A 14,034-nucleotide genomic window follows, 5' to 3' on the forward strand; every position below is an offset into this window, starting at 1 on the left:
CAGCCAGCCGCACGACGGCGGTGGTCGCGTCGCCGGCCTCAACAGCATCGTCGCCGGACGTGCCGCCGCCGGCCGCGTTAGCGCCGGAGTCGCCGTCGGCGGCCTGGGAACCGTGGCTGATCCGCCAGGGCCGCCGCTCCGGGCCGATCCGGCACCGGGCGAGCCAGTCCGGAACCGGGGACGGCCGCAGCTCGCCCGTGCAGCTGACCTCGACGGCGCCTGCGGCCTCGCGCGCGGTGGCCCCGGTCACCCCGCGCAGCGCCCGTACGGCAGCCTCCAGCTCACCGACGGTCAGGACGGGTGCTGCTGCCGGCGCCGGGATGAGCACGCCGTCCGGACGCAGCCGGGCCCGCCAGCCGCTCCGGACCGTGCCGAGCGCGCAGCTGCCCACCGCGCCGGGCAGTGACCCGCCCCCGGCCGCGACGACCTCGACCGGGTCCAGCAGGGCCGCCCGGCCCAGGACGACCGAGGCTGCGGCGTGGCCGAGCACGGCCGGGCCGAGGATGCCGAGCCGGGCCTGCGGGTCGGCATGGCTGACCACCCGGGTGCCGGCGTCCCAGCCCTCGCCGATCAGCTCCGCGGCCCGGGTGCGGTCGACCAGCGCCACGTCGGCGCCGTCCCACGCGACCAGGTCGAGCAGGTCGCGGCAGCTGCCGGGGACGAGGGTGACGCTGGCGCCGGCGGCCAGGGCCGGCAGCACCCCCAGCAGCAGGGCGGCGGAGGGCGGCACGCCGCCGACCACCAGGGACGCTCCCGGGGTCAGCCCGAGGATCTGGGTGGCGTGGTGGATGGCGTGCGCGACGGCGGACGGCGGCACGGTCACCAGCGTCGGGACGCCGTCCGCGCCGATCTCGGCGACCCGCAGGCCGTCCGCGGTGGCAGGCGCCTCGGCCAGGCAGCGGGTGACCCAACTCGGTGGCCAGCCGGGGTCGAGCAAGGTCAGCGGCCGTCCGCCGGCGAGCGCGGACAGCGCGGCTCCGAGCGAGCTGGCCTGGTCGAGCCCGACCAGCGTGACCGCGCCGGCATCGTCGGCGCCGGCCACTTCGACCGACTCGTCGCCGACCCTGATGCGGGGTCCGGGCCGGCCAGGCAGCAGTTCGGCGAGATCGGCACGCCAGCTGCCCGGATCACCGGTCATCGGGTCACCGGTCGGCGGATCACCGGCCATCGGATCACCGGTCATCGGGTCACCCGTCAGCGGGTCACCGGTCAGCGGGTCACCGGCCCGGCTGGCTCCTCCGGCGCGGCTGGCTCCTCCGGTGCGCGGCGTGCCGAGCGCGACCGCCGACAGCGGGTCGCCCGGCCGTCGCAGCCCGGCGTCGAGCAGCGTGAGCAGGTGAGCGGACAGGCGCTCCACCGTCGCGGCCTCGAACAGGTCGCTGCGGCCGCCGAGCGCGCCGCCCAGCTCCCCGCCGCCCTCGCTGACCTGCAGGGACAGGTCGAAGCGGATGGTGCCCGCTTCGGTGGACCGAGCCCGCCGGCCGGCCGAACCAGCCGAGCCGGCCGGACTCGCCGAGCCGGCCGAACCAGCCGAGCCGGCCGAACCAGCCGAGCTGGCCTGATGCACCGCGCTGGCCTGGAACAGCGGATGCACGGCAGGGTCGCGATCGCCCGCATGCTCGTCGACGAGGTCGTCCAGCGGGTAGTCCTGATGGTCGAGTACGGCGGCCAGGCCCAGCTGCGCTCGCCGGGCCAGCTCCTCCAGGGAGTCACCCAGACCGGAGATCCGCACCGGGAGGGTGGCGACGTAGTGGCCGATGACGTCATGGTCGGCCGGCGTCCGCCGCCCGGAGAACGGGACGCCGACCAGCACGTCGTCGATGCCGGAGTAGCGGCCGAGGACGGCGGCGTAGCAGGCGAGGATCACCGCGAAGGGCGTTCGGCCGGTGCTCGTCGCGAACGCCCGGAGAGCCGCGCCGCGCTGCCCGCTGAGGTCCAGCGGCGCCCAGGTGCCCAGGTTGCGGGGGTTCGCCGGCCGGTCGTGGTCCAGCGGCAGCACCAGCTCGGTGGCCGCGCCGCGCAGGTAGTCCCGCCACCACGCCGACAACGCCGCACGCTCACGGTGCAGCCGCTCGGCCTGGCCGCGGGCGACGTCGGCGAAGTCGTGGGCCAGCTCCGGACGCCCCAGCGGGCCACCGAACAGCGCGGCGCGGTAGCAGGCCCGCAGCTCGGCTTCGAGCAGCTCGATCGACTCGCCGTCGGCGACGATGTGGTGGGTCGCCAGGATCACGACATCGGCGCCGCCGGGTCCGCGCACCAGCGTCGCCCGCAGCAGCGGCGCCAGCCGCAGGTCGAACGGCAGGTCCACGACAACGGCGGCCAGCCCGGCGACCATGTTCTCGCGCTCAGCCCGGCTGGCGACCCGCCGCAGATCGACGGTGGTCAGCGGCACCGCGACCCGCTCGTGCACGAATTGCCGCGTCGAGCCTGCAGACAGCGGCGCGTCGGCGCCGGCGGACTCCACGAAGCAGGTGCGCAGGGCTGCCTGCCGGGAGGCCAACGCGTCGAGCGCGGCCTGCAGCGCGGTGGGGACGACCGAGCCCATCCGGACGACGCAGCCGAGGTTGTACGCCACGTCGTCCGGCTGCATGCGGTGCAGCAGCCACAGTCCCTGCTGGGCGCGGGTCGCCGGATGCAGGCCCGGTCCGGCCCGAGCCGCCGCGACTGCCGCCGGCCGCGCGGACTGCGCAAGCCTGGGCCGGACGAGCCGCTCGGCCAGGGCACGGCGGCGAGCGACGGTTGGGCTCGGCATGACGTGCGCTCCCAACTGTCCGGGACCTGCCCCGCGAGGCTCAGCGTGCGGTGGCGTCCTGGTACGGGGAGGGGACGACCGCGGCGAGGGTCTCGATCTGCCGGCGCAGCTCACGCACGTCCCCGGGGCCGCCGGCAGCCTGGGCGGCCAGGGTCAGCGCCTGGCCGACATCGGCGGCGAACCTGATCCAGGCGTTGGCGATCTGATCGTCTGCCTCCTGCTCGAAGCGCTCGAGCGCGGCAGACAGCTCGGTGCGGATGACGATCTCGCGATCGGCTGCCTGCCGGGCGCCCTCGCGGTGGGCGGTGCGGTAGGCATCCTCGGCCGCCCGGATGTCGGCGGTCTCGGTGGCGGTTCGCAACGCGGCGGCCGGCTCGCGCAGCGCCTCGTCGCACTCGCGCTGCACGGTGTCGAGGTTCTGCTGGGCCTCTGCGATCGCGTCCGATTGCTGGCGGGCCATCCGCTGCGAAGCTTCGTTCAGCGCCTCGTACAGGTCGGCGATCGCGGACCGGACGGTGACCGTCGGGCCCGACTGGCCCGGGCCTGCGTTACCGGGCTCCTTGTTGCTTGCGGTGGCTTTAGCGGCACGAGCCATGAATTCTCTCCTCACCCCATGAGCCGCTCGATGCGGCTCCTGCGCGGACCACGGCTGACTACGGCGCTCTGCAACAGGACGGTAGGCAGCTGACTGGTTTCGAAGATCAGGCCGAGCGAGGACGACCCACGAATCCAGCTACGCGTACCGTCCAGAGTGGCCCTTCTCACATCGCGTTGCGCGTCAACCTATCACCATGGAAGCCGCTGTCCATTCAGCGAGCCGGCGGGGAACCGCGGGGTCATGCCCGAGCGGTGACCACGATCCGGTCGCGCGGTCCCGTCTCCGGCTTCTCGAAGACGAAGACCTCGCTGGAGACGTCCCGGAACCCGCTCTCCTGGACCTGCCGCTCCATGTAGGACTGGGAGAGGAACCAGTAGGCCAGATCGGGGTGCTTCTCCACCTCGCCGTCGCCGGACCACGGCGGGTCGTTCGAGATGACCAGGACGCCTCCCTCGGGCAGCCAGGACTTGAAGCGCTGGAGAACACGCTGCAGGCCCGTCTCGGGGTCGTACAGGTGTCCCAGGCTGCCGTCGGCGTAGATCACCGTCCAAGGCTCGGCGGGCGGGGCCCAGTTGAGGATGTCCGCGCAGACGGCGTCGACGCCCTTGGCCTTGGCCAGCTCGACCGCGGGCTCCATCGCGTCCACGCCGAGCACCCTGACGCCGCCGGCGGCGATGCCGGCCTCGATCACACCATTGCCGCAGCCCACGCTGAGCAAGCGGGGATCGGAGCTCTCGGCGAGGAAGCCGCGGAGGATCTCGGTTATCGACTGCTGGTACGAAGGGCTGGACGTGGCCGGTGTGGTCACATTCCCCCGCGCGCCGCCCTTCTCCCAGATGTGATAGATGCTGGGCTCACCGGCGTTCGCGTCGTCCTCTACGTAGTACTCGCGGACCGCTCGGACCTGATCAGTGTCGGACATGTGGAACATCCCTTTCCTCGCGAGTGACCCTCATGCGGTGTGCGCCGAGAAGGTCGGCTGTGCAGTAACGCCTGCCGTCGTACCCCTAAACGGAGTGGTCGTCAACTCGGCCGCGCAACTGGCGGATAGCTGAGTCGCGATGGGCTACGCGCCGCTCTGCACAGGACAATGCTTCCTCAGGTGCCTACGCGGCTACCGCATCTCGTGGAACGGGTTGGCGGCAGTGTTACAGCACCGGGGCGATGCCCCACTGGGACATCGTGCTGCCGATGTCGGTGAAGCCCACTCCGGTATAGCAGTACCGTTGTGTATAGCCGACGCTGTAATTGGGGCAGATGGACCGGGTCCCGAACCCGAAGCTGATCGTGCCGACAGCCTTGACGCCGCCGTTGTTGTTCCATACCGGGCCGCCACTGTCGCCGGCGCCTACGGCGATCTTGCCGAACTGGCTGACGGCTCTGGAGATGCCGCAGATTCCCCGGCCCCCGACGGTCATGCATTGGTGGACGCCGGTGACTACCAGGGCAGTGGACTCACCCTCGTAGGCTCCGATGGTCTGCACGACCTCGTTCATCGCGACGTCTCCCCAGCCGGTGACGGTCCGTCTGAAGGGCGCCGACGTGCTACCGCCCCAGATCTTGTTGTTGCTACCGCCGTAGTTCTCTGTCCGGATCAGCGCGACGTCCTGTCCGTTCGTCGCGGTGTCGATGTAGGCAACCACCCCCATGCCGATGTTCGTGCCGATTCCGGGGCTGAAGCCGTCCCCGGTGTGGTTCCTGACCAGGTAGCCGATCTCGGAGTAGCAATGGGCCGCTGTCGCAAGGAAATCCTGTCCGTTGGCGGTGCTGCGCATTCCGAAGCCGCTGGTGCAGCCACTGCCACTGATGAAATCACCACCGTTCCAGGGAGCGGTGTCGTCGGCGCGGCCGGTGAAGTGCGCATCCTCGGAGCTGGCCCGCGCGACTGCCGTCACTGTGAGGAGGTCGCCGTATCGATGGTTGAGCAGCTGCTTCGAGTGGGCAAGGGCAGTCGAGGCCGATGCCGACTTGGTCGATCCCAGGATCTCGACCTGGACCCGACCGCGCGCCGCGTCGGGATACCACCGCTGCAGCCGCACGCCTTCACGAGCCAGCGACGCATGGTCTGCGGCGAGCCGGTCAACGAGGGCGAGCTGGTCGCTCCAGGTGTGGGGGGCAAGGCGGAAGCTCGGTTTCCTATCCAGTGGAAGAGCCGTGAATGCCTTCATCGCGGCCGGGTCCAGCCGGGTCAGGTAGATCGTGGGCTTCTTACCGCTCTCGCTGAACACCACTCCACCGAAGGTCGAGCGGAACGATGCCCGCGCGAGGGTGTTGATGATCCCGCCTCGGGTGCTCTGCGCCGGTACTGGCTTGGCCTTGGCGACCGTCGAGAGGAGCGACCCGGACGGCGCTCCGTGGGCGGCGTCGGAGGGTGAGACAGCTAGCGTGCCAGCCAGCAACACCGCCGCCGCCACGCAGAGGTACCTGACCGCATGTCCGCGTGACCGAGGCCGGCTGGGATGGGTGAGCGTGAATCTGCTAGCCGTCATGATTTCTCCCTAGTACGAATGCCGAAACTCACCGGAGGTCAATCTCGACGGTGCTGAGGGGAACCTAACGTGCTCACACGTTGTCGCCGCCGCCACGGCGGGAACTGCTCGAAAGATGGCACAGTTCTGTACTAGTCGGCGCGTTGCGCGTTGAGCTGGCGACAACTGAGCTAGCCACTGGTCGTCGCCAGGACGCTCGATGGCACGTTCGCGACGTTGGCCAGTTTGGTAGCAGACGTCTTCGCTACAGCTGAGAAAAAAACAGCACCTCCACGGTCGACGGCGACCAGGTTCCGCCGTTGAGGCATCCTCACCCCGTCGGCCGGGGCAGGCCTATCGGGTTGGGATACGGAACGACCCCACCGACGGCCTCGGCCAACGGCGTCAGCAGCTGCGCCAGCCGGCTCTGCGCGGCCGGGCCGAGCGCGGTCCACGGCTGGGCGGCCAGCCGGTCGGTGCGGCTCTCCACGGCCCGGTGCGCTGCCTCTCCCTCGGCGGTGGGCCGGCCGTCGTCGGCCAGCCAGCCGCGTCGCGCCAGAGCCCGGGCCGCAGCGTCCCACTCGCTGTCGGTCCAGCCACGGGCGGGTTGCAGCTGTTCGCGGCCGCCGTACAGCGCGTCGCGCAGCACCAGCGCCTGACAGCCGTCCACCTCGGCGTCGACCAGCGCGATGACGTGCCCGTCGCCCCGGTGCTCGCGCAGCACCGTGGCGGCCTGCCACAGCCGGGCGAGTGGGTCGGTGGGGCGGGGCAGGGCGGCATTGGCCGCGCCGAGCACCCGGCCATCGGTCACCGCTGCTTGGGCCGCCGTCTCCAACAGGCCGGCGGCCTCCGCCCACCGTTCCGGCTCGTAGGGCAGGACCGTCCTCAGGTCGGCGACCGCGCCGTCGAGGCGAGCGGCGAGAGCCTGTTCCGGCGACGCCCGCTGCCACACGTCGGGCACGGCACGGGCCACCATGGCCGGAGCGAAGGAGAAGAACGCGGCGGTGACCGGTGCGGCCGTCACCGCGCCGAGCGGAGCGGCCCGCCCGGCGAAGTAGCCACGCCAGAAGCCGCGCAGTCCGGCGCTCTCGAAGGCGGCCCGGGCCTGGGTGCCGAAGTAGGTGACCGCGTGCAGTGGCTCGTACAGCTGCCACAGGTGTCGGGTGAACTCGGTGGACATAGCGCCGATCCAAGCGCAGCGCCTGCCTGCCGCGCTACGTCAGCAGCGCTCACCCACGAGGAACTGGTGCAGGACGTGCCGCTCACCGCTCACCTAAGAGCGCGTGCCGGCCGACCCCGCCGTACCCGGAGTCCAAGTCAGCGGCGATGTAGACGTGGCGTACGAGCGAGCGGACCTGTGTCTGACGCCCTGTTGGGCAGGGCAGACGATGAGCCTTCTCGCCGATGCTGGCCGTATCGCGTGACAAGGGCGCGGCGGCGGTGGGCGCAGTGGGTGGCGATCGGTGCGAGACTGCAATCAGCGGCACTGCGCTCCAGGCGCCGACGTACGGATGGAGCACCGATGTCTAACCTCCAGCGCACAGCGGTTCCGCTATGGTCGCTCGGCATCAAACCGGCCCAAGCCGAGCGACTTGTCCACTGCTCGGCGACGACCGTGGCCCGGGTCGCTCAACTTCGCAATGCACTCGCAGCTTTTAATTCGGCACCCCTGGTCACACTTAAGACCCACTCGCTGCTTGCGAAAGGTAGAGCTTAGGCCGCGGAGTGCACCTCGACAGCGCGAGCCCGTTCGCGACCCACCGCCTACGGATAATGCACTGCGGTCGCGCGCCCGCGTCACCGCACTACTTTGGACGAGGTTACGCCATCACAAAGGATCGTCGTCTAATGTTGGCGTCGAAGAAACCTCAGAAAACACATCTGCGCGGTCGTCGCGCACATACGACAGCCAACGATGTAGCCGTGGCAGCGCTTCTAGGTCCTCTAGAGCCTCTGAATACTTGCGGTCTACCGTCTCCTTAACATACTTGGCGAGGCCACTTTCCCAAGGATTGTTCAACAGATAGGTCAACTGATCGGCGAGATCACAACCAACCTGTTCGGGACAAGACCTAGGGAAATCAGCTGTCTGGAGATACCTGTGAACGATAGTTGGTCGATCCAGCTCGACCTCATTTTTTGCCCCACGCAATTGATGCACCCGGTCCCACTGCCCTTTGCTACCACGATAGTTTGACACCTCGGACCAGTCATTGAAGACGCCGCCAACGTAGTCGGACGCCTGCGCGCCAGCCAGCCAGCGGTCCAATCGATTGCCAATATCATCATCCGAGCCCATGAATTTGCCCGCGCTCGCTCCGGACGTAGCGACGATTTCAAGGATCCTTATCGATAGGACGCCGGTAGAGTGCTTCATTGACAGGATCTCAGCATAAACGTCTGGCGCTACGCCACCGTTCCGCGCGCGCCTCGCGCCATCTCCAAAATCCAGTTCCCAAAGCATCGCCTTTGTACTTCGCCACAGGTACTCTGCAATGCGTTGTTGCACGGAGGACCGACGACGCCCCGCCTGCTCGTAAGGTATCAAGTTATCGCACTCTATTGCCAGCAGGATTGACAGGTGGTTGAGCAGATCGGCAGCTAGGATAGCTTTATCATCGTTAACCCGCTTACGAAGCGCTTGTTGGTTCCATCTCATGTCATGACCGTCAATAAAGTCATCCTTCAACAGCCGTGCTAGCTGTGTCATTTCCACCGCGGCTAGTGTCATCGGTATCAAATTGCCGCGCGCGCGCATCCAAAGTTCAAAGGATGACAGATCGATATCGAGGCGGCTCGCGTCAGTCTCAGCCGCCATAAGGTCCACGTAGCACCAGAACAGAAATTCGGACGCTCGGAACCTGTGCTCATCCTCCAAACGACTCGATACGTAGAACCGAACAACCTCGTCGAAATTTCCCGCGATTACACTGAACATAACCGGAAAAACCGAGTCCGAGTAGAATTCGAGATACTGACGCTCTAGCGTCTCCCGCACCTTTCGGGGGCCTGAACCAGTAAACGCTGAGGCACCCGGCCAATCGCGACTAAGTTCATTGTCCACTTAGCGGTCCCGAGTACTGATGGCCGTTGTAGTGCTGCCTGCCCCTAAGCTGGGCTAGGTTCGGAGTTGGACGACGCTGAAGATCGTCATTGGCTGCAACCGCCAAGGTAAGGGTCATACGTGCTCTCTGGACTGTGCCCCGTCCTGCACGGTGAAAAACCCCGGGATCGACCCAGAGCGCATCGCCAGGCTTCATAGGCACCGCAACCATCTGTTCCTTGAGTTCGGGAAAATCGGACTCGTCGAGCCACTTCCCCCCGCCGTTGTCTCGAGCGGGAATGCTCCATAAATGCGACGCCGGGACGATCTGGGGCCATGCAGACCAATCGTCGAATCCGAGAATTGGAATGATCAGAGTAAGGTACGAGGGCAGTAGACGGCATGAGTCTGCATGTATTCGATGCGATTTTAACTCGGTCGAGCAAACCGTCGTTAGGTGGTTATGCCGATTGAGAATCAAGACCAAGTTCTCGCCAAGCAACTCAGCCGCCGAGTCGATTAGCGACTTCTCGATCTTCAGGGCCTCCAACAATCCGATGTGCTGAACGGCGTTGTCAATTCGTGGCATCTGGGCCTCGGCGGGCTGATTCCCGAACCAACTCTCCACTCGACCGCAGAACGCATGGGTCACGGCATTTCGCACAACCGCATATCCCGCCGTCTTCATAAGCATTTGCAAGGTGCGACTAGGCACGGAGGAGCCCCATCGAGCGGAGGTAGTTCGTGATAGCGGTGGAATCTCGTATCAGTTCCCGGTAACGTCCGGGTGTTCCATAGTCAAAAGTAGGGTACGAGGATGGATGCACCACCGCGGTCACGTCCCCTCTGTGGACAAGGTGAGGCATTACGTCGAGTTCCAGCGACTCCTCACCTGTTAGGAGCTGACGCATGAGTGCTACATTCACTTCATAAATTCCGCTCGACGAGGCCTTGATGGGTGAGCCGCTAGGTGCTATGCCGTCGGCTTCGCCCCAGTGCGTGACGAATGCCTTGTCCCGCTCCTCTGAAACCCCGATCAGCTGCTCATTCTGCGTGCTGTGCAAAGTCAAATGCTGCCGAATAGGGCCCTCAAAAGTGGGAAGTTTGGAAATGGCGAAAATGTCAAAGGGAACCACCGTGTCACAATTCATCACAATAAGTCTTTGGGCGGTTGCTGCATACAATAAGCGGCGAAGGGCCACGCCGGTCCCGCGTCCAGGATCTTCTACCCAGTGGGTATGTCCCTCGCCCGCGGGTGTATACGCTCGCAACTGAGCCAACTTCCACTTTTCTGTTACTACCCAGAGGGGTACGCCATTCCGTTTGCATGCCGCCATCATATATGCAAGAAGGCCGTATTCGTTCGGCGTCAGGGGGAGCAACGCCTTAGGCCTTCCATGGAAATCGTCGCCCATGCGAAGATGTTGCCCCCCGGACAGGATGCCGACGCCGAATTCGCTCACGTGACCGTCCCCCTCCGGCACGGCAAGGTGGATGAATACCTTTCCTCTCCGCGCCCGGCCGTCCATGTGACCGTAACACTTAGGTCCTCCATGCTTTGGGTGGTCGTTGACGGACGAGTATCGATGAGGACCCAGGAGCGAGACCCGGTGTCCTTTCCAAGCAACCGACCCCCAAGTCGCGAGATTTCCACTTCACCCAGCTTGTCGAACGGACCCCGAAGTTGCGAGACTTCCGCATCACGAAGCTTGTTGAGCGGGTGCCGGAGTCGCATGGTCTTCGCTTCATCGAGCTTATTGGACGGACCCACATCTTGCATGTGAAGTGACACTTCTTCCACTAGCGCGAATGTAGGCCCAAGATAGCTCGCATCGACCCAAACGATCCATCGGTGATCGGCGTCGATTTGCCATAAGTAACTAGATACCTTAATCTTCAACCCGTGGCGTTCAAGTGCGTCATCGCGACGCTGTTGCAATGTCTTCTCGTTCAACTCTCTAATGGCAAAGGTAAGACCCCCCAGCGTCACGAATGCAGCGAACCAACCGGAGACAGGTCCAGCAGCGCCCCAATCGACTATTACGGGCCACCACGCAAAATGACCCCAAGGGACTTTGTACAAGATCACAAGAACGGCGGTGAACAGGAGCAGCGGTAACCAGACCGCCGACAGCGCTGAGGTCAACCTGCGGAGGAGCTGGTGCCTAGTCACGCAGCTACCGTATACGCGGCGCGGCCCTCTGGACACTGCCTCTACGCGTCCTCGATGTCTCTAGCGGGGATCACTTACGGTAGGGCGTGGTGGCTGTACGAGGTATCGTGGTCGCTCCGCCGTCCGAATACAACCAACGGGCTGACGGCGCAAGCCAGACTGCGGACGGCTCGGCTCAGATTGTTCGCCCACGGCCCCATCAGGTTTCCGCATAGCCACGCAGAAGCCGAGCAGCCCAGCGCTCTCGAAGGCAGCCCGGGCTTGGGTGTCGAAATAGGTGACCGCGTGCAGTGGCTCGTACAGCTGCCATAGCTGGCGGATGAACTCGGTGCACAATAGCGCCGATCCAGCGCAGCGCCGGTGCCTGTCCCGCTACGCCAGCAGCGCCAGACAGCGCTCGGGGCTTTCCACATGCGCGTTGTGGCCGAGGCCGGGCAGGGTCACGATCGGCACGCCGAACTGGCCGAGCTGCTCGTCGCTGTCCATCGGGTCGTGCTCGCCGCGCGCCAGCGTGACCGCCGCCGGGGAACGCGTCACCAGGCCGGCCATGTCCGGCGCTCCGACCTCGAAGGCCCGCGGGTCCAGCGCGAGGCGCCACCGGCCGTCCTCCTGCACCAGCCCGGCCGTCACCGCCGGGTCGTCGGCGGCCAGCAGGCCCGCCAGCCCGGACACCCGCAGGTGCCGCTCGGCAGCCTCGTCGCGCGAGTCGAACCACGTCACCGGCCGCCGGGCCAGCGCCTGTGCCTTGTCGAGCTCCTCGTCGGTCCAGGCGACCTTGATCCCCAGCCCGCAGACCGCGGCCACCGGCGCCCCGGCGGCGGCCAGCGCGAGGCCGACCACCCCGCCCAGGGAATGCCCCAGGACGACGGTCCCGGGTTCCACGAGGGGGCGAACCGCCGCGGCCAGACCGTCGAACGTGTACTCCGGCAGCGGCGCCGAGCCGCCGTGCCCGGGCAGATCAGGTGCCAGCCAGCGGCCCGGCCACCGGTCTGCCAGCACCGGTTGCCACCCGGCCCAGACGTCGCCGGTCGCGCCGAGTCCGTGCAGCAGAAGCAGCAACGGGTCGCCGTCCCCGCCGCTGAGCACCCGGAGGTCGTTGTCCATACCGGGATTCTGTCATCCCAGGTCGGCTCCGTTATCGGGGCCGGCATCCTTCTGCACTGCTCAGCCCGGCGTAACGGGAGGTCGGTCAGCGACGGTCGCGAGCGCGGTGGAGTCGTCGAATGGCGTAACCGTGGGATCCGATCAAGGCCCGGAGCGTTCATCGATTGCCCAGGTTTTGAATAGGTCAAAGATGGTGGAGCTGAGGGGATTCGAACCCCTGGCCCCCTCGATGCGAACGAGGTGCGCTACCGGACTGCGCCACAGCCCCCAACCAGTCCTGAAGGTTACCAGCCCCGGCATCGGCCCCTGCTAGGGACCGGTCAGGCGAGAGGAACCCTGCCCAACGCGGTCCGAGACGCCGTCACACCGCCCGGCGCATCGACCGCTCGTCGAACTGCTCTTCGACGTACAGGCCGGTCAGGTCCACCGTGTCGGCCATCCCGCGCAACTCTATGTCCTCGTCATCGATCCGGACCACCGTGTCGGCGTCGACCCGGTACGGAAACTGCTCGGTCGCGTTGTACCCCCGCGGCGTGGTGAGGCCGGACCGCTGCTGGCGCTGCTGCCGCCGGTCGTGGTCGCGCAGCGCCTGGTTGCGCAGGAACAGCAGGTAGCTGGCCAGCGAGGCGAGGAACAGCAGCCCGAACGTCCAGGCCAGCGCGCCACCGGCCGCGATCCCCCACAACAGGCCGATGATCGTGCCAGCCGTGAGAACGGCCAGCGATCGCCGCCGGCGCGCCATCATCTGACGACGAGCGTCGGACATGTCGGCCTTGGCGATCTGGTCGGGGTACATAACTGCCTCCATGGCGGCGGGCACCGGACGACGGCCCGCGGGTGGAACCTGCGGCCGCGACGGGCCGCCGGGGATGAACACTTGAGCATGGTTGGCCGGCCGGCGGCCGGCTCGGTCCTCAGCCGCGGCCGACCGGGTCGAGGTGGCGATCGGGCTGCGGGCCGACAGCGCCCGCATGGCGCCGCCGAACCGGGCGACCGACCGCTCGCCCGCCCGATCGTCCTTGTGCTTGACCAGCATCGGGATCACGACGATCAGCCAGAGGACGGCCAGCACCAGCACCGTCATCGTCGGCGAAATCATCCGGCCCTCTCCTGTCCCAAGCCGTCACAGCTCTGCAGGCAACGCTAAGACGCTGCTTCGCCCGATGTCCGCAGGCGCGCCGGGTGTCAATGTCAAGTGCCGCTTTACGGTTTCGGGCAGGCGCGGATCCGCGTCGCAGAACCTGCCTCGCACGCCGATCGTGAGCAGCGGCCTCAGCCCGGTGGCACCGGCAGGCCGCTCAGCCGGGACAGGGTCGTGCCGCCCTGGATCTCTTCGGTGGTGATGGCGAAGGACAGGTGATCACGCCAGCCGCCGTCGATGTCGAGGAACCGTTCGTGGTAGCCCTCCTGGCGCAGCCCGAGCTTCTCCACCACCCGGATGCTGGCGAGGTTCTCCGGCCTGATGTTCACCTCTACCCGGTGCAGCCGGGCCTCGGTCAGGCAATGGTCGATGGCCAGCGCCAGCGAGGTCGGCGTGATGCCCCGGCCGGCCACCTCGGAGTCGATCCAGTACCCGACGCTGCAGGAGCGAAGCGCGCCGCGCACCACGTTGGACACGTTCAGCTGGCCCACCAACCGCTCGCCGTAGACGATGCCGAACGGCAGCATGGTCCCGAGCCGGGCCGCCGACCGCAGCCGGGAGAGCGTCCGGTGATACTCCCGAACCGAGTTGCGGCTTTCCCACGACTGGTTGGACGTCGGCTCCCACCGCGCAAGCCATTCGGCGTTGGCCAGCCTGCTCCGGCTCCAGGCGCGGGCATCCCGGCGGTACAGCGGCCGCAGCGTCACCGGCCCAGCCACCAGCATCGCCGGCCAGCCCGGATGAAGCTGCGACAT

General features: G+C 67.2%; 11 protein-coding genes and 1 tRNA gene. All 12 read right to left on the reverse strand.

Going from position 1 to position 14,034, the window contains the following annotated elements:
* The coding region (locus VF612_RS01720) for a condensation domain-containing protein (protein ID WP_408658123.1) at nt 1-2,752 on the reverse strand (2,752 nt) is incomplete at its 3' end.
* A gap of 40 nt (nt 2,753-2,792) precedes the next feature.
* Entirely contained in the window at nt 2,793-3,347 is a 555-nt protein-coding gene (locus VF612_RS01725; RefSeq protein WP_408658124.1) for a hypothetical protein, read from the reverse strand.
* 241 nt (nt 3,348-3,588) lie between these two features.
* Nucleotides 3,589-4,272 carry a class I SAM-dependent methyltransferase gene (locus tag VF612_RS01730; protein WP_408658125.1) on the reverse strand — a complete coding sequence of 228 codons (684 nt, stop codon included), beginning with the start codon at nt 4,270-4,272 and terminating at the stop codon, nt 3,589-3,591.
* 226 nt (nt 4,273-4,498) lie between these two features.
* A complete protein-coding gene (locus tag VF612_RS01735) occupies nt 4,499-5,764 on the reverse strand; it encodes a trypsin-like serine protease (protein WP_408658126.1) in 1,266 nt (421 codons plus the stop codon).
* A 385-nt stretch (nt 5,765-6,149) separates the two neighbouring features.
* Nucleotides 6,150-6,998, reverse strand: coding sequence for an SCO6745 family protein (locus VF612_RS01740; RefSeq protein ID WP_408658127.1), 849 nt, complete (start codon nt 6,996-6,998; stop codon nt 6,150-6,152).
* 648 nt (nt 6,999-7,646) lie between these two features.
* A complete protein-coding gene (locus tag VF612_RS01745) occupies nt 7,647-8,882 on the reverse strand; it encodes a polyprenyl synthetase family protein (protein ID WP_408658128.1) in 1,236 nt (411 codons plus the stop codon).
* Nucleotides 8,872-9,555 carry a phytanoyl-CoA dioxygenase family protein gene (locus tag VF612_RS01750; protein ID WP_408658161.1) on the reverse strand — a complete coding sequence of 228 codons (684 nt, stop codon included), beginning with the start codon at nt 9,553-9,555 and terminating at the stop codon, nt 8,872-8,874. Before VF612_RS01750 ends, VF612_RS01745 begins: the two co-directional genes overlap by 11 nt.
* 13 nt (nt 9,556-9,568) lie before the next feature.
* Nucleotides 9,569-10,324 carry an NTP transferase domain-containing protein gene (locus VF612_RS01755; RefSeq protein WP_408658129.1) on the reverse strand — a complete coding sequence of 252 codons (756 nt, stop codon included), beginning with the start codon at nt 10,322-10,324 and terminating at the stop codon, nt 9,569-9,571.
* 1,082 nt (nt 10,325-11,406) lie between these two features.
* A complete protein-coding gene (locus VF612_RS01760) occupies nt 11,407-12,138 on the reverse strand; it encodes an alpha/beta fold hydrolase (RefSeq protein WP_408658130.1) in 732 nt (243 codons plus the stop codon).
* Between the two features lie 191 nt (nt 12,139-12,329).
* Nucleotides 12,330-12,406: transfer RNA gene (locus tag VF612_RS01765), tRNA-Ala, on the reverse strand.
* 93 nt (nt 12,407-12,499) lie between these two features.
* Nucleotides 12,500-13,237: a hypothetical protein gene (locus tag VF612_RS01770; RefSeq protein ID WP_408658131.1), complete on the reverse strand. Its 738-nt coding sequence runs from the start codon at nt 13,235-13,237 to the stop codon at nt 12,500-12,502.
* 173 nt (nt 13,238-13,410) lie between these two features.
* Nucleotides 13,411-14,034, reverse strand: a complete 624-nt coding sequence (locus VF612_RS01775) for a GNAT family N-acetyltransferase (protein ID WP_408658132.1) — start codon at nt 14,032-14,034, stop codon at nt 13,411-13,413.

Origin of the sequence: Jatrophihabitans sp. (assembly GCF_036388195.1) — a bacterium.
GTDB lineage: Bacteria > Actinomycetota > Actinomycetes > Mycobacteriales > Jatrophihabitantaceae > Jatrophihabitans_A.

Bases quoted from the DNA above. Each gene is read 5' to 3' on its own strand.
- VF612_RS01760 (WP_408658130.1), bottom strand. From the start codon at position 12,138: ATGGACAACGACCTCCGGGTGCTCAGCGGCGGGGACGGCGACCCGTTG.
- VF612_RS01725 (WP_408658124.1), bottom strand. From the start codon at position 3,347: ATGGCTCGTGCCGCTAAAGCCACCGCAAGCAACAAGGAGCCCGGTAAC.
- VF612_RS01775 (WP_408658132.1), bottom strand. From the start codon at position 14,034: ATGTCGCAGCTTCATCCGGGCTGGCCGGCGATGCTGGTGGCTGGGCCG.
- VF612_RS01740 (WP_408658127.1), bottom strand. From the start codon at position 6,998: ATGTCCACCGAGTTCACCCGACACCTGTGGCAGCTGTACGAGCCACTG.
- VF612_RS01730 (WP_408658125.1), bottom strand. From the start codon at position 4,272: ATGTCCGACACTGATCAGGTCCGAGCGGTCCGCGAGTACTACGTAGAG.
- VF612_RS01770 (WP_408658131.1), bottom strand. From the start codon at position 13,237: ATGATTTCGCCGACGATGACGGTGCTGGTGCTGGCCGTCCTCTGGCTG.
- VF612_RS01750 (WP_408658161.1), bottom strand. From the start codon at position 9,555: ATGCTTATGAAGACGGCGGGATATGCGGTTGTGCGAAATGCCGTGACC.